This is a genomic window from Lujinxingia litoralis (assembly GCF_003260125.1).
In the GTDB taxonomy this organism is placed as follows: domain Bacteria; phylum Myxococcota_A; class Bradymonadia; order Bradymonadales; family Bradymonadaceae; genus Lujinxingia; species Lujinxingia litoralis.
The window spans coordinates 23,739-46,974 of the sequence record NZ_QHKO01000014.1; the positions used below are offsets into that span (position 1 = coordinate 23,739).

Sequence of the window (23,236 nt, forward strand, 5' to 3'; positions counted from 1 at the left end):
ATTTTGGTTAGGGTTTGCGGCTCTGGCGGGGCAGGGAATGGACGGGGACACGCCAGATCCAGGCGATGATCCAGAGTGCGGCGGCGTTGCTGATGCCGTCGCATTCCAGGGTCCACTGAGGGAAGAGCGCGGCGGCGAAGCCGCCGGCGAGGAAGGCAAGTCCGGCGGGCCAGAGGCGAGCGTCGAGGGAGGTGGCCATCATCAGGAGGGCAAAGCCGAAGAGGCCGTTCTCCAGGGCGATGCAACCGGCGACATCGAGCCCGAGGACAAATCCCATCAGGCGCATGATCAGGGCGCCGAGCAGGATGACGAAGATGCTGATGATGATGCGGGTGTTGATCGCGTTGCTTAGCAGTCGGCGTCGCATCAGAAAGACGATGAGCCCGGAGCCTGTGATCACGCCCAGGTATTGAAGGAAGTATTCGGGGAAGGTCATCGTCGCCAGGCCCTGGCGGACCATCAGGCTGTTGATAAGGGGGATGACGCCGAGGATGATGCCGAGCACGAAGCTCATTTTGCTGCGTGCCGCGCTGCTGAGTCCGAGGTCGACGTCGCGGGAGAGTTGTTTGAGCTGGTGGAACTCGTGTTTTTCTCGTTGCAGGCGTTCGCGCAGTGCGGTGAGGCGAGCGAGGTAGGGGGCGCGTTCGCCGGTGAAGTCGTCGAGAAGGAGGGCGGCGGCTTTGTCGTCGCCCTGGCGGAGCTCGAAGTCGAGCATCAGCTCAATGGCTTCGGTGAGTCCCCGGGTGGCGGTGTGGTTGTCGTTCCAGATGGCCAGAGCTTGTTCGAAACCAAAGCGGCATTCGGCGTAGAGGCGGTAGATCGCCCGTGGGGCGTCGTCGGGTGCGGCGGCTGTGTGGTCGAGGCGCGGGAGATGGTCGTTTAAGTGGTCGCGCAGGGTGCGGAGTCGGCAGTGGGCTTCATCGGCCAGGCGTCGGGAGTCGCGGTGGCGCTGGTAGCCGGTCAGGGCCAGGCGGAAGTCTTCGGCGGAGGCGAAGCGTTGGGCGGGCTCGGCGGCGGTGGCCTGATTGCAGATCAGGGCGAGTTCGCGGGGGACGTCGGGGCCGTAGTCGACGGGTTGTGAGCGGTAGGCGTGGACAAGCGCGGCCATCACGGAGTTTCCGGGGTGGCGCGGGGTGCCGGTGACCAGCTCGTGGAGGATGGCGCCAAGCAGGTAGACGTCGCTGCGTTGATCGATGGCGGCGCCGTCGCCGCGGGCCATTTCGGGGGCGAGGTAGGAGGGGGTGCCGGCGACTTCGTTGACGTTGCGGGCCAGGGGGATGCGTTCGGTGCCATCGTCGCGCAGGCTGACGGCGATGCCCCAGTCGACCAGGTAGACTTCGCCGAAGTCACCGAGCATGACGTTTTCGGGTTTGAGATCGCGGTGAATCACGCCGTGGCTGTGCGCGAAATGGATGGCATCGCAGACCTGGGTCAGGATGTCGAGGTGGGCGTCGAGGGGCTCCTGGTAGTCGGAGAAGCGTCGGGGCAGCAGATCGGGGCGGGTGAGGGTGTCGCTCCAGGGGCGGCCTTCCACGCGCTTCATCACCATCATGGGAGCGCCCTGAGCGTCGACGCCCAGGGCGTGCACGGGGATGATGTTGGGGTGCTCCAGCATCCCGGTGACCCAGGCTTCTTTGAGGAGTCCGCGGGGCGCGTCGGGGTTGCGGTTGTCGGGGCGGATGGTTTTGATGGCGACCTCTCGCCAGAGCGAGCGTTGGTCGGCCAGATGAATCACGCCCATGCCGCCCTGGCCGAGCACGTCTTTGAGGGAGAAGTCGGCGTTGTCGACGTGTCGGGTATCGGTTTCGATTAAGGGCAGCGCGCCCAGGGCCTGCTGGCGCTCAAAGGTGTCCAGGGGGTTGCGCGGCGCGATGGTCTGGCCGGCATCTACCAAGGTGGCCTGGTTGGCGGGAGCGAGGGTGAGGGTTTTCCAGCTGGCGAGGAGGGCGGGAGTGGGGGCGTCGGTCTCGCTCATAGGAGCTTCCTGGTGGCGGTGCGAGGACGTCAGGGGGGCCGAGAAGAGGGGCGTGATAAGCGCGGCGCGTCGGCGACATGTAACGTTTCTGCGTGGTGACAGTTATATCACGGCTGCGCTAGGGTTGGCATATCGACGTGACTGTGCCCACAGAGAGAAAGGAGTATGAACATGCGTTGGATGAAGTGGACGAAGCGCGGCCTGTGTGCCGGCGCGCTCCTGTTGGCGGTGCCGGCGGTGGCTCAGGAAGAAGCCCAGCCGGAGGGAAATCAGCGCGCGGCTGAGATTCTGGAGGCGTTGGCGCTTCCGGAGGTGGCCCATGAGCTGGCCGTCGAGGGCGTGGAGAACGCTCAGATTGAGCGAGCGTTGGAAGCGTTGAAGAAGGGCCCGAAGGGCGACGAGAAAGGCGCCGGTGAAGGCGAAGAAGCCGTCGCTGATGGCGAGGGTGAAGAAGGCCAGGCCCGCTCGGCGGGCCGTGCGGCGGCCGAAGCTGCGCGCACGTTGAAGGCCGAGGCCGAAGCGGCCCGAGAGCATGGCCCGATGGAAGGGTTCGGGGAGTACGTGCGCGAGCAGGTGGAGTCGGGCGTGCGCGGCCAGGCGTTGGCGGCGCAGATCCGGGAGGAGCGTGAGCGCCGTCGTCCGCGTCCGGAGCGCGGTCAGGCTGGTGAGCGCGGTCAAGCTGGCGAGCGCGGTCAGGCTGGCGAGCGCGGTCAGGCTGGCGAGCGCGGTCAGGCTGGTGAGCGTGGTCAGGCTGGCGAGCGCGGTCAGGCTGGTGAGCGTGGTCAGGCTGGTGAGCGCGGTCAGGCTGGCGAGCGCGGTCAGGCTGGTGAGCGTGGTCAGGCTGGTGAGCGCGGTCAGGCTGGCGAGCGTGGCGAGAAAGGGAAAGCCGCGCGTGCCGGTGAGGCTGGCGAAGGTGAAGAAGCTCAGGCCGGTGAGCGCGGTCAGGGGCGTCGTCCGGCGGTCGCTGGCGGCAAAGCTAAAAACCCCAACGCTGATCAGTAAGGAAGGAGACGATGATGAATCGCATGAAGTTGATCCCGCTGCTTGCCGCGCTGTGCCTGATCTTTGTGGCCGCCTGCGAGAAGCCCGCTGAAGAAGAGGCCGCGTCGGCCGCCCCGGAAGAGACGGCTCAGGTGGAGGAAGCTCCGGTTGAGGAGGCTGCCCCGGAGTCGCCGCTGGTGAAGGAGGCGCGCGAGCTCGCGGCGCTGCGCGCCAAGATCGAGGCGAACCCCGATCAAGTCGAGGCGCTCCTGGCCGAGGCGAAGATGACGGAGGAAGAGCTGGCGGCGAAGATCTTTGAGATCAGCGCCGATCCCGCCGCCCGCGCCGCCTACGCCGAGTCCGCCAACTAAGGCGCTCACGGGGCGAACGCCGAGCCTAAAAAAAGCCCGCGACCTTAACGGTCGCGGGCTTTTTTGCGTGTGCGCCGGGTCTGCGGCGCGGTGCCTCGCTGGCGAGTCCGCTTAGCGGTAGATCGCCTCCGGGGAGTAGGGCGAGCCGTGCGCGGCGAAGAAGGCGCCGTCGAGGTAGCGGTAATGCTTGTCGAGGCCGGCGATCGTGTCGAGGTGGGCCGGGCTCAACGCGACCTTGAGCGCCGCGAAGTTTTGCTGGATGCGCGCGCGGTTGACCGACTTGGGAATGACCACGGTGTCGCGGGCCAGCGCCCAGGCAATCAGCACCTGGGCCGGGGAGGCGTTGAGCTCCTCGGCGATGGCTTCGATGGTCGGATGGTTGAGCAGCGGGGGCTCGTCGTCTTTGCGGTGCTCGCGATCGGTGGAGCCCAGTGGCGAGTAGGCGGTGAGCACGATGCCCAGCTCGTTGCAGCGCTCCAGAAGCTCCCGCTGCTGCAAGTGCGGGTGGCATTCGACCTGATTGACCTCGGGGAGCTCACCAACCTGGCGGAACTCCTCCAGGCGGAGCGGTCCCATGTTGGAGACGCCGATGGCGCGGGTCTTTTGCGCGGCTTTGGTCTGGAGCATCGCCTCCCAGGTGGCGCTCAAGGGCGCCTGCTCCAGCGTGAGCCAGTCGGAGGGCTGGCGGGGGAAGGAGACCTCGGGCTTCCAGGCGATGGGCCAGTGGATCAGGTAGAGATCCAGGTAGTCGAGCTGGAGATCGCGCAGGGTCTGGTCCAGGGCCGGGGCCACGTCGTCTTTGAGGTGGGCGTTGTTCCAGAGTTTGGAGGTGACCCAGAGCTCCTCGCGGGAGACGTCGCCGGCTTTGATGGCGTCGGTGATGGCCTGTCCGACCTCGTGCTCGTTTCCGTACACCGCGGCGCAATCCAGGTGTCGGTAGCCGATCTCCAGGGCGGCGCGCACCGCGTCGTACACCTCGCCGGGTTTGGATTTCCAGGTGCCCAGGCCCAGGGCCGGAAAGCTAAGACCGCTGCGAAGTTTCAGGGATTTGTACGAGGACATGACGACTCCTTGACGGCGAAACGTGGCGGAAGGGCGAGGGGAGCGACGCCGGCTGTGATGGCGTCGCGGAGGTATCGGACACCAGGGATACTCACCTTCAGGCGGGCGTGTCGAGCGTTCAGCGCGCGAAGAGGAAGTCTTCGGCGGGGCGCGGGGCCTGGAGCACGCCGACGGCGGTGAGAGTGTCGATGACGCGGGAGAGCTCGGGGAGATCGATGCCGGGGTGTTCGGCCCAGCGGGTCTGCTCCAGCCAGAGTCGGGCGTCGTCGGGGCGCTGGCCAAAGCGAGAGACGACCTCGGCGATGGTGGCCTCGGGCTGCTCGTGGAGCTCGGCGGTGAGCGCGCGCAACGTGGTGAAGAGGGCGTTGAGGTCGGCCTGACGCTCGGTGGCAAAGCCTTTGCGGCTGATGATCACAAAAGGCGCCCAGGGCGTGGCGCAGGTGCCCACCCGTCGCCACTCGCCGGAGTCGACCAGGGGCTTGGTGGTGAACTTCTCCCACATGAACGCGGTGCCACGGCCCTGGGCCAGGGCCTGGCGCGCGCCGCTGAGATCGCCGACCTGCTCAAAGCGCATCTCGCTTTGAGGATCCCAGCCCAGATCCCGCGCCAGCACGTAGGACATGATGTGGGAGCCGGAGCGGGGGCGGCTGATGGCAAAGGATTCCCCACGCAGCTCTTCGAGGCGCTCAAAGGGAGTGTCGGCGTGCACGTGCACGCCCCAGATCAGCGGGGAGGTGACGTAAGTGCCCAGGATCGTGGCGTCGCCGCCGGAGGCGATATGTGTGACCACGCCCTCGGTCAGCAACACGGCCACGTCGAGTTCGCCCTGGTCCAGGGCAGCGAGCATCTGGCCGGTACCTCCGGGGTACTCGGTGAAGCTGAAGTCAAAGTCGTGATCGGCGAAGCTCCCGCGCTCGGCCGCGCGGTAAAAGGGGATGTTGAAATGTTCGGGGACGCCGCCGACGCGGAGGGGGTTGTTCATGGACTGCTCGTTGCTCAGGGCTAATGATCGAGGTGCGAAAACATTCGGCATCTCGTAACGCGCGCGCGTCGGTCAAGGCAAATACGAAGAACGATGCTAAAAGAACGCCCCCTCCCGGGGCAAAATGCCGGGAGGGGGCGAGGTCTGCAAAGGGGGGGCTGCCCTCGTGGAGCGCGCGCGCCCGGGGGGCGTTACCAGTCGGTGGGTTTGTAGTCTTTGAGGAAGAGCCCCCAGACGTGGTCGCCCGTGTTGATGCCGTTGAAGATGGGGTCGATGATGCGCGCGGCCCCGTCGACGATGTCCAGCGGGGGATGAAAGCGATGCATTTCGCGCTTGGCCCGGGCGTGGTCGGCCGGATCCTCGTCGGTGACCCACCCGGTATCGACCGAGTTCATGTGGATGCCGCTCTCGATGTAGTCGGTGGCCGAGGTGCGGGTCATCATGTTGAGCGCGGCCTTGGCCATGTTGGTGTGCGGGTGCCGGTCGGTCTTGAAGATCCGGTAGAACTGGCCCTCCATCGCGCTGACATTGACGATGTGTTTGTCGCGGGTGGGGACGGCCTCCATCAGCGGCTTGAGGCGCGCGTTGAGGATGAAGGGGGCCACGGCATTGACGAGCTGGACCTCCAGGAGTTCGACCGCGGAGACTTCCTGGAGCTTGAGGCGCCAGGAGTTGACCTTGCGCAGGTCGACCTGCTGCAGGTCGGCGTCGAGCTGACCTCTGGGAAAGAGGTGATGGCCGCGCTCAGCGTCTTCGTCGAGGAGCTCCACCTGGCTCAGGAGCGCGGAGCTGGCGCCGGGGCGGGTGAGGGTGGCGCCGTCGGCGTTGTTCGCAACTTCCACGCGTCCCACCAGCTGGCGCGCGGTGTCGGGCACGCCCTCGCCATGGAGCTCGCCCTGCATCAGGTGGTCGTAAAATCCGGAGGGGCGACGCACGGTCTGGCAGGCGTTGTTGACGATGAAATCCAGCCGGGGCAGGTGCTGATTAAGGTGGCGGCAGAAGACCTCCACGCCCGGGGTGTGGCGCAGATCCAGACCGTAGATCTCCAGACGATGCTTCCAGTCGTCGAAGTCGGCTTCGGCGGCGTAGCGGCGCGCGGCGTCGTTGGGGAAGCGGGTCAGGGCGATGACGCGGGCCCCGGCGCGCAGGAGCATGATGGCGGCCTGATAGCCGATCTTGACGCGGGCCCCGGTGATGAGCGCCACGCGTCCGTGCAGGTCGGCGGTCTGGGAACGCTTGGCAAAGTTGAAGTCGCCACAGCTCAGGCACATCTGGTCGTAGAAGTGGTGCACCTGGCCAAAGCTCTCACGGCACACGTAGCAGATGCGCTCCTGATGGGTGTGGCCGATGGGCTCGGTGCGCACCAGCTCAAAGGGTTCGGGGAGCTGGTGGGGCGTGCCTTCGAATTCGGCGCGGCGCTTGGGGGTCTCGAAGATCGGTTTGTCGCGAAGCTGGCGAATCCCGGTCTGATCCATGAGCGCCTGGTCTTCGTCGCGCTCCCGGTCGCGTTTGTCGCGCTGACGAGCCCGAGCCAGCGCCCGGCGCGCGTGCTTGGAAGGGTGGGAGACGCGGCCCGCGGCGATCAGAAAGCGGCGCTGGGTCGGTTCGTCGATGTTGGCGAGGAGGCCGCGATCTTCAATGATCTGCTCCATGAGAGCGGAGGCGGCGTCGAGTTTTTTCTTTAGATCGTCCATGGGCGCGGTCTTAGCCGATCGCCCGCGGGCAGGCAAGGTTCGTGTGCCGACGGGAGGCGCTTTGTGCGCGGGGTAAGTGCTTGAAAGCGCGCGTGAATTGAGGGTCCTGCATGGAGGTGGTGGGAGGGGAGGCCGGGTGACCGGGGAGAGGAGGTGCCAAGATTCAGGCAGACACCCCCACTTTGCTTCAGGAGGCGAGGATGGCCAAACAGCCCTCAAAGGCGTGCGACCCGAGCGACTGGGACTTCTCAGATCTGCGAGCGATGTTTATCTGCTGCACGCTCAAACGCTCGCCGCGTCGCTCCAACACCGACACGTTGATGGAGGTCTCGCGCCAGATCATGCGTAACGCCGGCGTGCAGGTGGAGAGCGTGCGAGCCGTGGATCACGCCATCGCCCCCGGCGTGTACCCGGATATGACCGAGTACGGCTGGGAGGAGGATGCCTGGCCCGAGATCTTCGAAGCGGTGATGGCGGCCGATATCCTGGTGCTGGGCACGCCGATCTGGCTGGGAGAGCGCTCCTCGGTGTGTTCCACGGTGATCGAGCGCCTCTACTCGATGTCGGGGATGACCAACGAGAAGGGGCAGTACCTCTATTATGGCAAGGTGGGCGGGTGCCTGATCACGGGCAACGAAGACGGCATGAAGCATTGCTCAAGCGGCATCCTCTACGCCTTGCAGCACCTGGGGTATCTGGTCGGTCCGCAGGCCGACGCCGGGTGGGTGGGCGAGGCCGGCCCGGGGCTCTCGTACGGCGATGAGGGCTCGGGTGGGCCGCAGAACGCGTTTACCCAGCGCAACACCACCTTCATGACGTGGAACCTCTTGCATCTGGCGCGGATGCTCAAAGAGGCCGGGGGGATTCCGGCCTGGGGCAACCTGCGCGATGAGTGGGATGAAGGGTGTGATTTTGGCCACCCCAACCCCGAGTACCGCCGCTGACCGCATCAGGACGGCGCTGGCTGCGTCGTCCGGGATTCGCAGTAGCGTTGCTACAGCGTCTGTCCCGGCCTCCTTGCCAATCGCCGAGCTGACCGCATCAGGACAAAGCCAGCGGCGTCGCTGCGGACTCGCGGTGGCGCTGCCACAGCTTCGTCCTGGCTCCTTGCTGGACTTCGCCCTGATGCGGTCAGATCTGTGGGGATGCGGGGGAGGTATGCGGTACAAAAAAATATGTGCGGACGTCTGGTGGGGCGCATTGGTGTTGGGGAATGTTCGTGTCTCGGACGGTTCAGGGGGTACCGCCGCTGACCGCATCAGGACGGCGCTGGCTGCGTCGTCCGGGATTCGCAGTAGCGTTGCTACAGCGTCTGTCCCGGCCTCCTTGCCAATCGCCGCCCTGAGTGCGGTCAGATCTGTGGGGATGGGGGGGAGGTATGCGGTGTGGGGAGGTTTGTGCGCGGGTTGGGTGGGGCGCGTGAGTGTTGGGGATGTTCGTCTCTCGGACAGTTCAGGGGATTCAGGGGGGGGACATGCCTTCCCAGAAGAAGGCGTCTTCGTCGGGGGTGATGTCGAAGTAGGGATCTTCGGAGCGGGGAGGCTCCGAGCCATCCCAGTTGGGGTCGGGGGTGACCGGTGTCTGCGCCCGTTTGCCCAGGGCCGGGGCGTGGGCCGGGGGGCCGCCGGGGGTGGTGGAGGATTCGGAGGAGAGCGTCTGCATGGCGAGCGTGGTGTTAAGGGGCGTGCCCGCCTGGTAGAGCGCCGGGCCCTGGGGGTGCTGGTGGCCCGTCCAGCGGTAGGCCGAGGTGGAGGTGTTTCGGTAGGAGAAGCCCCACATCATTCGGCTGGGCTCGTCAAAATAGCGCAGGTACCACCACTCGCCATCGTTGGGGTGATGAAAGGCCAGGGCGGCGTGAGACGCGCCGGGGATGCGCACCCGCAGGCCGGTTTGCGGGTCGCGAAAGCGCAGCGAGGCGTGGTGGCGGCCGATGCGATCGCCCTCCGAATCCAGGCGGTCGATGGCGTTGCCTCCCAGGTGCAGGTCGTGGAAGGAGTTGGCGCGCATCAGCGGGGCGTTGATCTCGGTGTAGGCGCCCAGCACCGTGGCCGAGCTGGCGGAGCTGTCGAGCGTAAGAGCGTCGACGGTGGTGGAGTTGATGGTCGGCGAGATGTAGGTGTTGCCCAAAAAGGACGAGTCGAGGATGCCGTTTCCGGCGCGGACCTCCAGGCCGGTAAAGAGGCCGGCGTTGGTGTCGCCGCCGGCCAGGTGCATGGCGTGCTCGTGGCATTCCCAGAAGACCAGGCGGCTCCACTGCTGGATGTTGAGGTTGGCGTGCTGGCCGTCGACGATGGAGTGGGCGCGAATGCCGGTGCCCATGCGATCGAAGAAGAGGTTGTCCAGGCGGAGCCCGTGGGCGCGCACGTCGATGCCGATGCCCTGATGGGGCTGGGAGGGGGTGGTGGGCACAAAGCTCAAGTCGCGCACCGAAGACCAGTCGGCGGGCGCGGAGATGCGAAGGGCGATGACGCCGTTTTCGACCACCAGCTCCGAGCCCTGCCCCTGCAGGATGATGGGGTTGGTGACCTGCAGCGCGATCCCGTCACCGTCGGGGTCGTCGAGGCGCAGGCGCGCGTTGGGAGGCAGCTCGTAGGGAACCCCCAGGCCCACGGCGGTCGGGAGGTTATCGAAGTCGGCCTGGAGGGCCGCCGTGGCCGAGACCTGCCCGGTCGGATCGACGCAGTGGCCGCCCTGCGTGCACACAAAGCCCTGGTGGCAGGACTGAGGCCGGTTGCAGGTGGTGAGGGCCTGCCCGGGTTCGAGTGTCGCAGACGTGACCCTGGCGCGTTCTGAGGGCGGCGACTCCGTGTTGAAACAGGCGGTGCTGAATACGATGGCGGGCGAAAGAAAGGTCAGCAGGTAAAGGCATGATCGTCGCATGGTGCTCCTCGGGAGAGAGTCGATCCCGGCGAATGAGCACGGCTCAGGAGGCTCGCCGCATAGCCCGGGCGGGTAGCGCTCCCCTGAAGCTCCCTGGGGTCTGATGTGGTGGGCAGAGAAAAGGCCCGGGCGGCGCGCTAAAGCTGCGCCGTCTCGGGCCTGAGGCAAGGTGGGCCGGGAGATTCCCGCGTTAGCCGAGTTCGGCCATGACCTGGGGCGCGACCACGTGGCGCAGGTAGGTGGCGAGCTCCTCCATGCCGTGAATGCCCATCTGGCGGCCGAGGGTCTGGTTGTAGTTGGTGGTGCCGTTGATGTCGTAGGTGTAGCGGTGGCCGTGGGCGTCTTCGACGAACTCGATGCCGGCCAGCTCAATGCCGCTGGCAGCGCACATGGCCAGGTACTTGAGGACGAGCGGGTCGTCGGCTTTGAGCGGCGATTGGGAGAATTTGGCGCCGCCGTCGATCGGGCAATTGTCGGCGAGGGCTGCGGCCTGGGCTTTCTCTCGCTGCAACTCGACCTGGCAGACGTCGGAGGGGCAGAGTTGGAAGCCCTCATCGGTGGCCGAGCGCATGGCGAAGATCATGCGTTGGCCGACGATCTCGACGCGGGTGATGAAGGGTTCGGGGGCCTGGATGTACTGCTGGATGAGGACCTGGTGGTCGGGGCCGAGGTCGAAGTCGCCCTGAGCCAGGCGGTCCTGGAGCTCGTCGGCGTTCTCAAAACGCTCGATGCCCAGGCCTTTGCCGCCGCGGTTATGTTTGGTGATGAAGGGGCCTTCGAAGGTCCGGGCCAGGCTGACCAGGTGTTCGGTGCCGACGGCCAGGGCGGTGCGCGGGGTGCGGATGCCAAAGCGCTGCAAGGTGAGGTGCTGGCGCAGCTTGCTCATCTCGAGCTCAAAGGCGGCCAGGCCGTTGACCACCCGGGCGCCGTGGGCCTGAAGGTGCGCCAAAATCTCGCGGGTGAGCGCCACGGAGGTGAGGTGGCCGCGGGTGTGCGAGGAGGGGCTCATGCGGTTGAGGTAGATGCCCGGGGCGGGGGGGCCGCTGATGATGCCGTGGTGAACCGGGATCTCGGTGTACTCGAAGCCTTCTTTGTGGAGCGCGTCGCGCAGGGGCGGGAGCCAGTCGGGGTTTTCAAAGAGGATATGGACGGGGGGAAGCGTAGACATCAAAAAGCTCCAGCGGGGCGTTGAGATTCGGTGCGGGGGGCGCAAAAGCTGCGGGTTCGGGGCGAAAAAGAGCAATAAAGTGGGAGCGGGTCAAGCGTGGAGGCACGCAAAAGGGCCGCCTTTGGGCGGCCCCGGGACCGGCACATGCTCTCCATGTGCCGGTAGAGTGGTGCGAAGGTGCGGCAGACCTCAGTGAAGCATCGAGGGGCCCGGAGAGGGGGTCGAGACCCGTTCGACGACCTCGCCGGTGAGCTCGTGGCTGGCCTGGCGAGCGATGTCGGCCTGGGAGATGACGCCGCTGACCTCGTCGTTGTCGTTGACGACCACGATGCGGCGCAGCTGGTTGCTCTCCATCAGGTTCAGCGCGTTGGTCAGCGGTGCGGCGTGCTCGATGGTGATGACGGTGTCGGTCATGGCGTCGGCCACCGTGCACTTCTGGAGGTCTTTGCCCTGGGCGATCAGGCGGCAGACGATGTCGCGGTCGGTGATCACGCCGATGGGGTTGGGGGAGCCGTTTTTGTTGACGACCGGGACCAGGCCGCAGTCGAAGTCCTGCATCTTTTTGGCCACGGATTCGATGGAGTCGCCGGGTGAGCAGGTGACGGGATCGGCGGTCATGGCTTCGTAGACGTTCATGGGTGCTCCTGTGTGTTTTGCCTTAGGTTACAGCCGCTTAACCGGGGCTGTGAGGGCAAAGCTAAGAGCACACTGGCGAGCACCAAGGTCATCATCGTTCGAAGCGTTTGACGTTGTCGTAGATGAGCTGCATGAGTTCGTGATCGCCGGAGCGGGAGGCGTGAATCTGGGCGGTGCTCAGGGCCCGGTAGGCGGCGTCCTGCTCGTTGAGAAGGAGGTGGGCGCTGGCGCGCAGGTTAAAGGAGTGGGCCAGGGTGGTGTAGTCGCGGAGCTCGGTGGCCAGGGGGTTGAGGCGATCGAGGGTGGCCAGGGTGCCGTAAGACTCTTTGAGCTTGAGCTGAAGCTGGGCCAGCTGCATGAGCAGGGCGATTTCGCTGCGGCGGTAGTCGGTGCTCCGGGGTTCCTCCGCGGTGGCCAGAACCCGGAGGCCCTTCTCCAGGGCGTCTCGGGCCTCGTCGCCGCGATCGGGCAGGGCGGCCAGGGTGGCGCCCAGGCGAAGGTAGGCGTCGGAGGCGATGTTCAGATGGGGAGCGGGGAGCGCCATGGCGAGTTCGGCGGCGGTGGCCAGGAGGTCGAGCGCGCGCTCGGCGTTGTTTTCCTGGAGGGCGGCCATGCCGGCGGAATGGATGACGCTGGCCAGGATGAGGGGGCGTTGGTGGTCGTCTTCATCGGCGGGCAGGGCTTGGAGGCGGGTGCGGGCCTCCAGGCAGCTGGAGAGGGCGCCGGTGGCGTTCAGGCGGGTGTTGACCTGGCAGAGGTTGGCGTACTGGTTGGCCAGCGAGGAGGCGTAGAGTTCGCGGCCGCGGGGCAGGGCTTCGGTCAGCTCAATGGCCTGGCGGTAGTTGGTGCGGGCGCCTTCCAGGCGGTTGGAGAGCTGGAGAGCGCGCGCCAGCGAGGCGTGAGCGCGCACGCGGTAGGTGGCGAGGTGGCCGGCGGTGAAGGTGGAGATGGCGCGCTCGCAGTGTTGGAGCGAGCCGGTGGTGATGAGCTCGCAGAGGGCCAGGTGGACGCGGCCTTCGAGCAGGGGGTTGTCGGTGGCGTCAGCCACCGCGAGGGCGCGGCGGTAAAGGGGGAGCGCCTGCTCGGGGTGGTTGAGGTCCAGGGCGATGTCGGCCTTGAGCCCCAGTGCGTGCACGATCATGGGGCGGTTGTTCATGGACTCAAAAAGAGGCAGAGCTTTGTCGAGGAGCGCCGAGGCCTCCTGAAAGTCGCCGCCGGCCTTCAGGAGCTGGGCCAGGCGCAGGTGATGGCGAGCCCGGGCGGGCACGCTCTCGGAGGCCTCGATGTGGCGGCGGGCTTCGTCGAGGAGCTGGCGAGCCTGAGCCAGGTCGCCGTTGTCCTGGTAGAGGTCGGCGGTTCGGGTCAGGGCGGTGCCGATGGCCAGCAGGGAGTCGGTGTTCTGGAGGGTGGTGATGTCGGCGCGCAGGTCGCTCTGGCTGCCGGGGTCTTTGCCCAGGAGGGTGCGCACCACCCGGCGATTCATCCGGCAGAGGGCGCGGTAGACCGCGTCGTCGTGTTCGCCGGTGAGCTGCACGCAGATGTTGAGGGTGTCTTCGGCGCCCTGGACGTTGCCGGTGGCGCTCTCGATATGGCCCAGGGTCAAGAGGAGCTGGCCGATGGGGGCGGTGAGTTCCAGCTCCCGGGCCAGGTTCAGCGCGAGGGAGACCTTCTGGCGAGCGCGCGCGTAGCGGCCCTGTTCCCAGAGGAGGGAGCCGCCTTCCAGGGCGGCGGCCACGCGGAGTTCGGAGCGTGCGGGGGCGAGTTCAAAGGCGCGTTCAAAGGCCGCGGCGGCGTCGTCCCAGTGCCCGGCCTGGTAGAGGGCGCGGGCGTCTTCCAGGTGGGCGCCGGCGGCTGCGGGAGTGGCGGCAGAGTCGGCAGAGTCGGCAGAGTCGGCGGCGGGAGTGGCCGCGGCCGCGGGCTCTTCGGGCGCGCTCTGGGCAAAGGCGGAGGGGAGGGGGGCGGCTGCGAGGAGCGCGATGAGCAGGAGTAAGGAGCGCATAGAGAACTCGGTGTCGAATGAGAAAGGAAGCTAAAGAGAGATAAGCGAGACGCCGGACCAGGTCTAGGGTGTGGCGAGCGCCGGGGGTTCGAGGCAGTGGGGGCGCAGCTCGCTGGCCAGTTCTTGCAGGGGGGGCGGGGTGCCCAGGGCCTGGGCGGCGCGCAGCGCGGAGCAGGCGCGCTCGGGCTCCTGGAGGGCCAGGTGGGCCTGGGCGCGACGCATCAGGGCGGTGGCCCCGAGCACCGGATCGGAGGTGGTGCGCGCCAGCAGGTAGGCCTTCTGGGCGCGGGTCAACAGGTCTTCCCAGAGCTTGAGCGCGGCCAGGCTGGCGAGCCAGCGGGTGTGCAGGCGCGCGAGCTGGGCCGGGGAGATCACCTGGTCGTGGGCCGAGCGCTCGGGGCTCTGGGCGGCGCGTTGGGCCAGGGCCAGGGCTTCGGCGAAGTAGGCCGGGGCGTCGGCCGGCGTGGGGGAGCGACGAGCGTAGAGATCGGCGCGGTCCAGGGCGGCGACGGCCGCCAGCCCGTAGAGGGGGCGATCGCCGGCCAGCGCCAGGTCGATGGCCAGGCGCAGGTGGTCTGAGGGGGTGGCCCGCGCGGTGCTCTGCGGGGGGGCGTGGGCCAGGGCCTGGTGAATCAGGATCAGGCCGGGGCGCAGCGCCCAGGTGTCGAGGTCGGTGGGGAGGTCGGCCAGACCGGTGAGCGCCTGCGTGCAGGCCTGGTAGGTATGCGCGGAGCGGGCGCGCTCATGGAGGTGGCAGCGATCGACCAGCAGGGGGGCCGGGAGCGCGGGGGCGGGGCCGATAAAGTCCTCCAGCCCCTGGAGGGCGTCGCGGGCCAGCGCGGGTTGAAAGCGTTCCAGGTGGATCTGGGCGCGGGTCAGGGTGGCCCGGGCGCGCCGCTCGGGCGGCCCCAGGGTCTGGGCGTGGGCGCACAGGGGCAGGGCGGCCGGGCCCAGCGCCGGGTCGCAGTGCTGGTGCCAGGGGATCTGGGGCAGGAGCTCGGGGGGGAGCGTGGTCAGGGCGGTGAGCTCGGCGGCGGTGTCGCCGCACGAGGCCGGGGAGCGCTCCTGAAGGCAGCTCTGGGCCTGCAGGGCGGTGAGGCGCAGGCCGGCGAAGTCATCCTGGAGCGCGGGGAGGAGCTCGGCGGCCCGCGCCAGGGCGTGCGCGGCCAGCTCGGGGGCGGCCTCGCTCTGGAGGAGCTGGCGAGCGCGGGCCAGCTGCAGGCGGAGCTCGGCGGCGTTGTCGTTTCGGGTTCGGGCCTCGTTGAGGAGGGCGTCCAGGGTGTGGGCCGGGGCCTGCCGGGCCCGCAGGCGCGCGAGGGTCAGGGGCTCCACGACGAAGCGCTGGCGTGCCAGGTGCGTGTCGCGGGCGTCGTCCAGGGGGCGATGGAGGAGGGCGGCGACGAAGAACTCCCGGCGCAAGAGCGCGGCGGGGGGCAGCGCCGTGTCGGGGGTGCAGAGGGCGGCCAGGGCCTGGTTGTGCTCTGGCGAGGAGGGGCAGTCCAGAAGCTGGCGCGCGCGTTCGGGGCGGTGGTCCAAAAGCTCGCGGCCGGCCTCAAAGAGGTCCAGGCTCTGCAGGAGGGTGCGCGACTCGCCGGCCAGGCGTCGGGCGCGGGCCAGGGTCTGGTCGGCCTGCTCGGGGCGATCGCGGTAGAGGTGCAGCGCGGCCAGCTGGAGCTGCAGGGCGATGCGAAAGCCGGAGGTGGTGGACTCGTCGTCGATCACGCGCTGGAGGGTCTGGCGCGCCGCGGCGTCGTCGTCGGTGCCCGGGTCGGTGAGCGCGGCGTAGAGCGCCTGACGGGCCTGCTCTCGGAGCGCGGCGCGGGTGGCGCGCAGCCGGGCTTCGGCCTCGGCTTCCTGAGAGGGGAGCGAGCCGCCGATGCGTACGGTGGGACCAAACCCGCGGGGGGCCGACTGGGCGGAGGCGCTCGGGGCGCTCCCCAGGACGAGGGCGCCGAGCAGGAGAATGGCGGTGATGCGCTGGAGCATACGGGGCCGAGGACGAAGGAGGGCAGGCTCAAGCCCGTGGAGACGAGATGCGAGGATAGCCCCGGCGCCCCCCGGGCGGCAAGGCAGGGTCGGGGCCGGGCGGTGGACGGCTTAAGTGGTGGAGCTGGATGTGCAGAACGTGAGGTCAGGGGTCCGAGTAGGCGTTCTGTGGTCAACAGAAGGTGAGGTCAGGGGTCTGAGTAGGCGTTCTGTGGTCAACAGAAGGTGAGGTCAGGGGTCTGAGTAGGCGTTCTGTGGTCAACAGAACGTGAGGTCAGGGGTCCGAGTAGGCGTTCTGTGGTCAACAGAAGGTGAGGTCAGGGGTCTGAGTAGGCGTTCTGTGGTCAACAGAAGGTGAGGTCAGGGGTCCGAGTAGGCGTTCTGTGGTCAACAGAACGTGAGGTCAGGGGGCTTAAGTGGTGGATCTGGATGTGCAGAACGCGAGGTCAGGGGGCTTAAGTGGTGGATCTGTGGTCGAGAGTCGGCCATGGCGAGCGCTTGAGCGGGTGAGAACGACGTTTGCGCGCTGGCTGGCAATGCCCCACACTGTCGCGGCTTAGATGGATCGAGACGTTTTTTTGGGGCGCGTGAGACACCCCGGAGGAGGGCCTATGGGCGTGATTTATTTGCTGATCTATGTCTTCGGTTCCGTCATTGTGTCGACTGGCTCATGGCGCGTGTTCACCGCTGTGCTCGAGGGCGATCCGATCATGGCGGGCCTTCGAATCCTGGGCTTTGGGACGCTGATGATTGTGATGGCGGCTGTGCTTCACGCGGTGGTGCTCTTGCGCCATGAGGATGGCGGCCTGCGCGAAGGGCGGAACCCGGTTGGACCGCGGTGGCTCGTCCTGGGGCTGATGGGCTGGTGGGGGCCGACGCTGGCGGCCTGGATCCAGTTTGAGTGTTTTCTCGATCCGATTCGCATGTTCCCCCTGGTCACGTTGGGGGGAGCCTGCGCTGTGGCGCTGTGGGGGGTGTTTCGGGGGCTACCCGGGCGCACATACCAGGGGCCTGTGGGGATGGTGGCGATGAGCCTGGTGGGGATTCCGATGGGGCTTATGACGTTATCGGTGCCGGTCAAGCACTTCACGTACCATTTGAGTGCGGTGGACATCGGCTCCTATAGCACCGGCGCGCTCTACGGTGAGCGAAGCAGGGCCATTCTCAACGCGGATGATGTGACCTACCTCGAGACGTCTGCGCCGATCTTCGGTGAGGAGAGCCAGCCCTTTCTCGAGGTGTTGGCCAGCGCACGTACGATCAACGTAGCTGAGGAGATCGCCGCCGGGCGTATGCGCGAGCTGGAGGATGGCACCTGGATTAAGATTCACGACGATGGGCGCGAAGAAGTGCTCGAGGAGCTTGAGAACTTTGGGGAGCGTTTGGACGTGGCGCTGGCGGCCGACGCGGCGACGGCCGCGGAGGCCGCGGCCCGGGAGCGGGCGGCCTGGGAGGCTTACGTGGAGGAGCGTCGCCAGGGAGGGCGGATTTTTGGGTTTGGGAGAGCATGGATACGAAGGTCAGCGGACGCATCCTGAATGCGGGAAGAGCGTTCACAAAAAAGCCCCGGCGTAGCTGCCGGGGCTTTTTTATTGGCGAGGAGCGGGCGCGCTCCGCTCATGCGCACCAAGCACCGGGACCGGTTGGCGCAGCAGGGCTTTGAGGTAGAGCGCCACCGGCACCAGCTCGTGGTCGCGCTGGACGTCGGGGGGGGGGGCCTTTGTGGCGGCGTTGTGCTTGAGCGCGCGCGATGTCGAGGGATTTTGCCGGTGAGAACGACGTTTGCGTGCCGGACGGGAATGCCTAAAACTGTCGCACTCCGGTGGTACCGAGAAATTTTTGGCGAAGTCAGACACCCGGGAGGTGGTCAGATGGGCGTGATTTATTTGCTGGTTTATATCTTCGGTTCGCTCAGCGTGTGGCTCGGATCGAGGAACGTGATCTCGGCTGCGCTCGATGGCGAGTCCATCCTGGGAGCGATGCAATTTGTGGGTTTCGGGGTGTGGATGATCGTGCTGGCGGCGATTCTCCACGCGGTGGTGCTCAAAAGGCGTGAGGATGCCGGCGTGCTCGAGGGGCTGAACCCGAGCCGGTGGAAGTTGCTCATCGGGGGGATGCTGGCCTGGTGGGTGCCGACGGTGGCGGCCTGGATTCAGTTTGAGCTTTATATCGATCCGATCCGCATGTTCCCCTTTGTCACGGTGGTGGGAGCCGGAGCTGTGGTTCTGTGGCTGGCGTTTCGGGTGTTGCCTCAAACCAAGATGATGTGGCCGCTGGCCACGGTGGCGGTGACGCTGCTGGGGATTCCGCTGGGGCTGTTGACGGTGTCGGTGCCGATCAAGCACTTCAACCACCATTTGAGTTCGGTGAAGATCCGCGCCTTTGAGAACAGCGGCTACGCCCGCTCCTACGAGGGCATCATCGCCGCCCATGATGACACCTACATTGGGGGGCCTGCGCCGCTCATTGGCGAGGAGGGCCTGGGGGTCCTCGGCGAGCTGGCTGACGCCAGGGAGGTCGATGTGGAGGCGGAGATCGCCGCCGGACGCCTGCGCGAGGCGGAGGATGGCACCCTGATCAAGATCAACGAAGACGGCAGCGAAGAGAAGGTCGGTACGTTGGAGACCTTCGACGACGTTTTTCAGGAGGCGCTGGAGGCCGATCGCAAGGTGGCCTCGGAGGAGGAGGCTCGGAAGCGGGCGGCCTGGGAAGCGGAGATGGAGGAGCGTCGGCGAGGAGGGCGCTTCCTCGGGTTGCGCGAGGCGCCGGCTGTTGAGAGCGCGGACGCGTCCTGAATGTGGGGAGAGCGTTCCTAAAAAAAGCCCCGGCGTAGCTGCCGGGGCTTTTTTGTTGGCGAGGAGCGGAGCGGGCTCAGCTCACGCGCACCAGCACTCGGGCCGGTTGGCGGAGCAGGTCTTTGAGGTAGATCTCCATCGGCACCAGCTCGCGTTGATGGCCGGTGCGGCTTAAGCCGGTGACCCACTGGCAGATCGTCTTGTCGCGGGTCGTGTGCTTCCAGGTGGTCTCGCCGGGTTTTTGGGCCCCGTAGACATGGCGGGTGCGCATGGTGCCGGTGGCCACGATCTCGTGCTCCAGCCCGGCCTCGGGGTGGGCGATGGCGAAGCAGACCAGGTCGCGCAGGGTGGCCGGCTGAAGCGAGGCGTTCTCAAGGTGCTCAAAGAGGGCGTCGTCCAGGGCGTCGGTGGGGTGGTCGTAGGGGAGCAGAGCCAGGCAGATCGTGTCGCCCTTCGCGTCATCCTCCTCAATGGCCCGGGAGGAGATGGCCTCGTCGATGAAGAAATGCACGCGGTCGAGGCCGGCGTCTTCGACGAGCTCCGCGAGTGAGCGCTGCGGGTGGGCGGGCACCTCAAAGGGAGATCCGAGCGGGCCGATCTGGGGCGATGCCTGGGTCATGATGCGCTCCTTTGGCGAGCAGTGGATGTGGGAAAGGCTGAGGCGCTCGGTTTTGCCACGACGCGCGCCGGGCTGTCAAAACCCCGCCGGGGAAGGAGGGGCTGGCTCAGCGGGCCTGATAGCGATCGCCGTCAAGCGCCCGGGCCAGCCCCTGTTCGACCAGGTGGATCAGGTGGGCCAGGAGGCTGCGCTCGGCCAGGGGCCAGATCTGTGGCGGCAGCTCGGGGTAGACCCCGGGGACGAGCTCGGCGGCGGTGGCCCGGGGGTGGGCGCGGAGCGCGTCGAGGACCTTGGCCTCGCGTTCAAAGCGGTGGTCGATGTAGCCGGTGAGCAGCGCGCGGGTGGCCACGATGGGCAGGCCGTGGGCCGGCCAGATGATGTCGGGATTGAAGGTCAGGAGGGTGTGCAGGCTGCGCAGGTAGTCGCCCATGTGTCCGCGGGGCGGGTTGACGATGATGGTGCCCCTGGAGGCCACCAGGTCGCCGGCAAACACGCTGCGGGTGGGGGCGTGGACGAGCGCCAGATGGCCGGGGGCGTGGCCCGGGGTGTGCCAGGCTTCGAGTTCGCCAAAGGCTCCCAGCTCCAGGCGCTGACCGTGGGTCAGGTGGGTGGCGCCCAGCGCCGGGAGGATCTCGGCGGTGCGCGGGTGCGCCAGGATCTGCAGGTGAAAGCGCTCGGCCAGCGCCCGGGCGCCCCCGACGTGGTCGGGGTGATGGTGGGTGAGCAGGATGGCGGTCGGGGTGTGGCCGCGGGCTCGGCGCGCGTCGATCAGGGCGATGAGGCGCGCCAGTTCGTCGGCGTCGTCGGGGCCGGGGTCGACGATCAAGAATCGCTCTCGGCCGATGAGGTAGGTGTTGGTGTGGGTGGCCGGGGGCAGGGTGGCGGTGCGCAGGGGCAGGGCGACGATGCCGCCGAGGTACTCGATGGCCTCGGCGGTGGGGGCCGGGTGGCCTGTCGGGCCCAGGGTCGGGTGGCCGGGTTGGCTGGCGAGCTGCGCGAGGAGGGCGGTGAGCGGGGTGGTTAAGAGGGCCAGGCCGTGGTGCCAGGCGTGCAGGGCCTGCTCCGGGGTGATCCACTGGCCCCACTCAAGCTCGTCGGGGTCGAGATGCTCAGCCAGGGTGTCGAGGGTGCGGGCCTCGGCGTGGGTGAGCGTCAGGGTGAAGAAGGTCGTGCAGGTGGGGGGCATCCAGGAGGGGGTGCGCCAGGTGCCCGCACAGTGCAGGCGCGCGGTGTCCAGGGGGGCCGGGAGATGCTCGGAGAGCTGGTGGGCGGGGTCGCGCGCCAGCGTGCCGGGGGCGAGGAGGCCGGTGGCACAGAAGAGTGCGCCGCACTCCTCGAAGCACTCTCGGAGCGCGGCGGTGCGCAGGTGAAGGTCGGCCGGAGCGCGCTCGTTTGGGGGCGCCCCGGTGGTGGGGAGCGCGGCGTCGGTGGGCTCCACCGAGCCGGCAAAGAAGGAAAAAAAGCCACCAAGAAACGCGCGATCCGCCCGACGCCGCGCCCAGAAGATTTCGGGGCGGCCGCGATCGGTGCGGATCAGGGTGAGCGAGGCGGTCTGAGTGTTGATGTCGGTGTGAATCATGACTCCAGACCGCCTCGCCAGGTGAGGCGGTGTACGGCGCGTTAGAGGGACTCGGCGAAGGGGTTGCCCTTTTGCGAGAGGCCGATCTGCATGGCCGGCTCGCGCAGGCAGTGTTCCATCATCATGGAGGCCCCGTAGCCGCCGGCGTTGAGCATGGCCAGGATGTCGCCTTCTTGGATGCGAGGCATGGGCCGGTCGCTGGCGAAGACGTCGATGACCTCGTTGATGTTGCCGACGATGGTCACCTGGTGTTCGGGGCTGAAGTCGGCGCGCGTGGTGTGCACAAACTCCTGGTAGAGGTTGTAGTGGCTGGCGCCGGTATGGACGTTAAAGCCGGTGTTTACGCCCACAAACTCGGTGCCGCCCTTCTCCTCGACCATCACGACCTCGGAGAGGAGCACACCGGTGTCTTTGACGATGTAGTCGCCGGGCTCCACGCAGACCTTGATGCCCAGGCCCAGCTGGCGCACCCGCTCGACGATGCCCCGGGCGTAGAGGTTGACGTCGACCGAGCCGTCGCCGGCGGTCAGGGGGACGCCCAGGCCACCGCCGAAGTTTAAGTACTCCAGCGGGCCGTGGGTGTCGATGACCTGGCGCGCGATCGCGGTGAGGCGGTCGACGGCCTGGAAGTACTGGGTGATGGCCGAGCCGGTCCAGCCGCAGCCCACGTGCATGTGCAGGCCCTGGAGGCGCAGCCCGTGCTTCTCGATCAGCGCCAGGGCTTCGGGCAGGCGATCGAGGTAGATGCCGAACTTGGTGGCGCGTTGTCCGGCGTAGGTCAGGTTTTCGTTGATGCCCACCCCGACCTGGGGGTTGATGCGCAGGCCGATGGCCCGGCCGGGATCGACCTGGGCGACCTTCTCGATGACGCTCAGCGAGTCGCAGTTGAGCATGATCGGCAGCCCTTTGAGCTGCTCGAGGTCGCGTTTGCTGACGCTGACATTGGTGAACGTGATTTTCTCAGCGGGAAAGCCCATCTCCAACGCATACAAGACCTCGCGGGGACTGGCAGCGTCGATTCCGGCGACGCCGGTGGCGCGCAGGGTCTCGAGGATCGGCCGGAAGCGATTGGCTTTGACCGCATAGAACACCTGGAAGGGGTGTCCGTGGCGAGCAAAGGCCTGATGGAGCCGCATAAAGTTGTCTTCGACCCGGTCGAGGTCGTAGGCGAAGAGCGGTCTATCAGCGCGTCTGGCAAGGGTCTCGGCGTCGTGGCCGGCGATCTGGAGGCGATGAGTTTCGGGGCGAAGGCCGTCGCGGACCCACCAGTTCTGGTGAGCAGGATCGAGGGCAGCCGGTCGGATCTGAGGAAATCTGTTCACTGCATGTGATCTCCATTGGATGTTGGCACAAGCCCGACAGAGGAGTCGGGGGACGAAGTCAGCGCGAAACGGGCGTAGGAAAGGGGGGGGGAGGGCGCCCGAAAATGCCTGCGCTGACAGGGGGCGAATCTCTAATGAAAGACGCGCAAAAAATCAAGTCTGAGCGTGGCTTTGCGGGGTGTTTTTCGCCTGGCGAAGCGCCGCCATGGAGGCGGCCCCCAGGGTGCCGGCTTCTTCGCCGAGCGTGGGGGTCAGGGGGGTGAGATCGCGGCGAGCGACTTCGAGGACCAGGGGGAGGGTTTTATCGAGGGTTAATCGGTGGAGGTAGGGGCAGTGTTCGAGCACGCCGCCACCGAGCAACAGGGCGGCCGGATTGAGCAGGGTGCAGGCGTTGGCCAGGCTCAGCGCGAGCAGGTCGCTGGTCTCCTCCCAGAGGTCGTTGAGCGGGGGGTGATCGGCGGCGACCGGGTCGATGGCGGAGAGGCGCAGTCCGGCGCCGTTGGCGGAGGCGGCCAGGGCACCCAGGGTGGGGTGGGCGCTGAGCACCTCCTGGACGCGGGTCTCCAGGTGGAGGCCGCCGGCGTAGGCCTCCAGGCAGCCGCGCTGGCCGCAGCCGCAGCGCCGGCCCCGGGGCACGACTTTGACGTGGCCTATCTCGGCGGCGTTGTTGCCGGCGCCCTCCAGGAGGCGACCGCCGGCGATGATGGCGCCGCCGACGCCGGTGCCCACGTAGACGGCGAGCACATCATCCAGGCCGACCAGCGCGCCGCGCAGGTGTTCGCCGGCGACCAGGGCGTTGAGGTCGTTGAAGAGGTGGAGCGGAGCGCGGACGTGGGCCTGGTCGGCCAGGGTGCGTTCCAGGAGGTCGGCCACCTCGACGTCGCGCCAGCCCAGGTTGGGGGCGTTGAGCACGCGGCGTCCGTCGGCGGAGAGTTGGCCGGCCAGGCCCACGCCCACCTGGCGGATATGCTCTGGCGAGAGGTGGGCCTGGCGGCAGCAATCGGTGAGGAGGGCTGCCAGGGTGGAGGCGACCTGCTCCGGGGTGCACTCCCCGCGGATTTGCTGGCGAGCCTGGGCGATGGGGTGGAGGGCATCGTTGAAGACCTGCAGGCGGGCGTTGGTGCCCCCCAGGTCGATGCCGACGCTTAGGGTGGGGTCCACAGCGGGCCTCCGGGCGCGGGTGTTGG

Annotated in this window: 18 protein-coding genes; 5 read left to right on the forward strand and 13 right to left on the reverse strand. The window is 67.4% G+C overall.

The window, feature by feature from the left end:
• Positions 1 to 7: 7 nt before the first annotated feature.
• The gene (locus tag DL240_RS18595) at positions 8 to 1,975 is read right to left on the reverse strand and encodes a serine/threonine-protein kinase (RefSeq protein ID WP_111731402.1); all 1,968 of its coding nucleotides are present in this window, start codon (positions 1,973 to 1,975) and stop codon (positions 8 to 10) included.
• A 171-nt stretch (positions 1,976 to 2,146) separates the two neighbouring features.
• Between DL240_RS18595 and DL240_RS18600 the strand changes: the two genes are divergently transcribed.
• Positions 2,147 to 2,977, forward strand: a complete 831-nt coding sequence (locus tag DL240_RS18600; protein WP_158542772.1) for a collagen-like domain-containing protein — start codon at positions 2,147 to 2,149, stop codon at positions 2,975 to 2,977.
• 14 nt (positions 2,978 to 2,991) lie between these two features.
• Positions 2,992 to 3,327 carry a hypothetical protein gene (locus tag DL240_RS20135; RefSeq protein ID WP_158542776.1) on the forward strand — a complete coding sequence of 112 codons (336 nt, stop codon included), beginning with the start codon at positions 2,992 to 2,994 and terminating at the stop codon, positions 3,325 to 3,327.
• Positions 3,328 to 3,438: 111 nt separating this feature from the next.
• Here DL240_RS20135 and DL240_RS18605 read toward each other — a convergent pair whose 3' ends face one another.
• The 3 genes from DL240_RS18605 to DL240_RS18615 form a co-directional block, all read right to left on the reverse strand.
• A complete protein-coding gene (locus DL240_RS18605; RefSeq protein WP_111731404.1) occupies positions 3,439 to 4,389 on the reverse strand; it encodes an aldo/keto reductase in 951 nt (316 codons plus the stop codon).
• Positions 4,390 to 4,507: 118 nt separating this feature from the next.
• Entirely contained in the window at positions 4,508 to 5,371 is an 864-nt protein-coding gene (locus tag DL240_RS18610) for a PhnD/SsuA/transferrin family substrate-binding protein (RefSeq protein ID WP_158542778.1), read from the reverse strand.
• 191 nt (positions 5,372 to 5,562) lie between these two features.
• A complete protein-coding gene (locus DL240_RS18615; protein ID WP_111731406.1) occupies positions 5,563 to 7,065 on the reverse strand; it encodes an SDR family NAD(P)-dependent oxidoreductase in 1,503 nt (500 codons plus the stop codon).
• A gap of 200 nt (positions 7,066 to 7,265) precedes the next feature.
• On the opposite strand from DL240_RS18615, the gene DL240_RS18620 reads away from it, so the two are divergent.
• Positions 7,266 to 8,009, forward strand: coding sequence for a flavodoxin family protein (locus tag DL240_RS18620; RefSeq protein ID WP_111731407.1), 744 nt, complete (start codon positions 7,266 to 7,268; stop codon positions 8,007 to 8,009).
• 517 nt (positions 8,010 to 8,526) lie between these two features.
• Here DL240_RS18620 and DL240_RS18625 read toward each other — a convergent pair.
• From DL240_RS18625 to DL240_RS18645, 5 genes are all read right to left on the reverse strand, one after another.
• Positions 8,527 to 9,945, reverse strand: a complete 1,419-nt coding sequence (locus DL240_RS18625; RefSeq protein ID WP_111731408.1) for a hypothetical protein — start codon at positions 9,943 to 9,945, stop codon at positions 8,527 to 8,529.
• Between the two features lie 190 nt (positions 9,946 to 10,135).
• The gene (locus DL240_RS18630; protein WP_111731409.1) at positions 10,136 to 11,113 is read right to left on the reverse strand and encodes an ATP-grasp domain-containing protein; all 978 of its coding nucleotides are present in this window, start codon (positions 11,111 to 11,113) and stop codon (positions 10,136 to 10,138) included.
• A 189-nt stretch (positions 11,114 to 11,302) separates the two neighbouring features.
• Complete coding sequence (locus tag DL240_RS18635; protein ID WP_111731410.1) at positions 11,303 to 11,749, reverse strand: CBS domain-containing protein; 447 nt, start codon at positions 11,747 to 11,749, stop codon at positions 11,303 to 11,305.
• Between the two features lie 91 nt (positions 11,750 to 11,840).
• On the reverse strand, positions 11,841 to 13,748 hold the full coding sequence (locus tag DL240_RS18640) for a tetratricopeptide repeat protein (protein WP_111731411.1): 1,908 nt from the start codon (positions 13,746 to 13,748) through the stop codon (positions 11,841 to 11,843).
• Positions 13,749 to 13,811: 63 nt separating this feature from the next.
• Positions 13,812 to 15,734: a hypothetical protein gene (locus DL240_RS18645; protein WP_111731412.1), complete on the reverse strand. Its 1,923-nt coding sequence runs from the start codon at positions 15,732 to 15,734 to the stop codon at positions 13,812 to 13,814.
• Positions 15,735 to 16,345: 611 nt separating this feature from the next.
• Here DL240_RS18645 and DL240_RS18650 point away from each other — a divergent pair.
• Together DL240_RS18650 and DL240_RS18655 are read left to right on the forward strand one after the other, a co-directional pair.
• Positions 16,346 to 17,272, forward strand: a complete 927-nt coding sequence (locus DL240_RS18650) for a hypothetical protein (RefSeq protein ID WP_111731413.1) — start codon at positions 16,346 to 16,348, stop codon at positions 17,270 to 17,272.
• Between the two features lie 333 nt (positions 17,273 to 17,605).
• Entirely contained in the window at positions 17,606 to 18,529 is a 924-nt protein-coding gene (locus DL240_RS18655; RefSeq protein ID WP_111731414.1) for a hypothetical protein, read from the forward strand.
• A 76-nt stretch (positions 18,530 to 18,605) separates the two neighbouring features.
• Here DL240_RS18655 and DL240_RS20140 read toward each other — a convergent pair whose 3' ends face one another.
• The 4 genes from DL240_RS20140 to DL240_RS18680 form a co-directional block, all read right to left on the reverse strand.
• Complete coding sequence (locus DL240_RS20140; protein ID WP_158542780.1) at positions 18,606 to 19,148, reverse strand: hypothetical protein; 543 nt, start codon at positions 19,146 to 19,148, stop codon at positions 18,606 to 18,608.
• 106 nt (positions 19,149 to 19,254) lie between these two features.
• Positions 19,255 to 20,727 carry an MBL fold metallo-hydrolase gene (locus tag DL240_RS18670; RefSeq protein ID WP_111731417.1) on the reverse strand — a complete coding sequence of 491 codons (1,473 nt, stop codon included), beginning with the start codon at positions 20,725 to 20,727 and terminating at the stop codon, positions 19,255 to 19,257.
• A 41-nt stretch (positions 20,728 to 20,768) separates the two neighbouring features.
• Complete coding sequence (locus tag DL240_RS18675; protein ID WP_111731418.1) at positions 20,769 to 22,049, reverse strand: diaminopimelate decarboxylase; 1,281 nt, start codon at positions 22,047 to 22,049, stop codon at positions 20,769 to 20,771.
• Positions 22,050 to 22,202: 153 nt separating this feature from the next.
• A complete protein-coding gene (locus tag DL240_RS18680; RefSeq protein ID WP_111731419.1) occupies positions 22,203 to 23,210 on the reverse strand; it encodes an ROK family protein in 1,008 nt (335 codons plus the stop codon).
• Positions 23,211 to 23,236 lie beyond the last annotated feature (26 nt).

What these genes read in the sequence shown, in the direction of transcription:
- DL240_RS18615 (WP_111731406.1), bottom strand. Translation starts at nt 7,065, where the DNA reads ATGGACGATCTAAAGAAAAAACTCGACGCCGCCTCCGCTCTCATGGAG.
- DL240_RS18655 (WP_111731414.1), top strand. Translation starts at nt 17,606, where the DNA reads ATGGGCGTGATTTATTTGCTGGTTTATATCTTCGGTTCGCTCAGCGTG.
- DL240_RS18630 (WP_111731409.1), bottom strand. Translation starts at nt 11,113, where the DNA reads ATGTCTACGCTTCCCCCCGTCCATATCCTCTTTGAAAACCCCGACTGG.
- DL240_RS18605 (WP_111731404.1), bottom strand. Translation starts at nt 4,389, where the DNA reads ATGTCCTCGTACAAATCCCTGAAACTTCGCAGCGGTCTTAGCTTTCCG.
- DL240_RS18595 (WP_111731402.1), bottom strand. Translation starts at nt 1,975, where the DNA reads ATGAGCGAGACCGACGCCCCCACTCCCGCCCTCCTCGCCAGCTGGAAA.
- DL240_RS18670 (WP_111731417.1), bottom strand. Translation starts at nt 20,727, where the DNA reads ATGATTCACACCGACATCAACACTCAGACCGCCTCGCTCACCCTGATC.
- DL240_RS18625 (WP_111731408.1), bottom strand. Translation starts at nt 9,945, where the DNA reads ATGCGACGATCATGCCTTTACCTGCTGACCTTTCTTTCGCCCGCCATC.
- DL240_RS20140 (WP_158542780.1), bottom strand. Translation starts at nt 19,148, where the DNA reads ATGACCCAGGCATCGCCCCAGATCGGCCCGCTCGGATCTCCCTTTGAG.
- DL240_RS18645 (WP_111731412.1), bottom strand. Translation starts at nt 15,734, where the DNA reads ATGCTCCAGCGCATCACCGCCATTCTCCTGCTCGGCGCCCTCGTCCTG.
- DL240_RS18650 (WP_111731413.1), top strand. Translation starts at nt 16,346, where the DNA reads ATGGGCGTGATTTATTTGCTGATCTATGTCTTCGGTTCCGTCATTGTG.
- DL240_RS18640 (WP_111731411.1), bottom strand. Translation starts at nt 13,748, where the DNA reads ATGCGCTCCTTACTCCTGCTCATCGCGCTCCTCGCAGCCGCCCCCCTC.
- DL240_RS18635 (WP_111731410.1), bottom strand. Translation starts at nt 11,749, where the DNA reads ATGAACGTCTACGAAGCCATGACCGCCGATCCCGTCACCTGCTCACCC.
- DL240_RS18610 (WP_158542778.1), bottom strand. Translation starts at nt 5,371, where the DNA reads ATGAACAACCCCCTCCGCGTCGGCGGCGTCCCCGAACATTTCAACATC.
- DL240_RS20135 (WP_158542776.1), top strand. Translation starts at nt 2,992, where the DNA reads ATGAATCGCATGAAGTTGATCCCGCTGCTTGCCGCGCTGTGCCTGATC.
- DL240_RS18600 (WP_158542772.1), top strand. Translation starts at nt 2,147, where the DNA reads ATGCGTTGGATGAAGTGGACGAAGCGCGGCCTGTGTGCCGGCGCGCTC.
- DL240_RS18620 (WP_111731407.1), top strand. Translation starts at nt 7,266, where the DNA reads ATGGCCAAACAGCCCTCAAAGGCGTGCGACCCGAGCGACTGGGACTTC.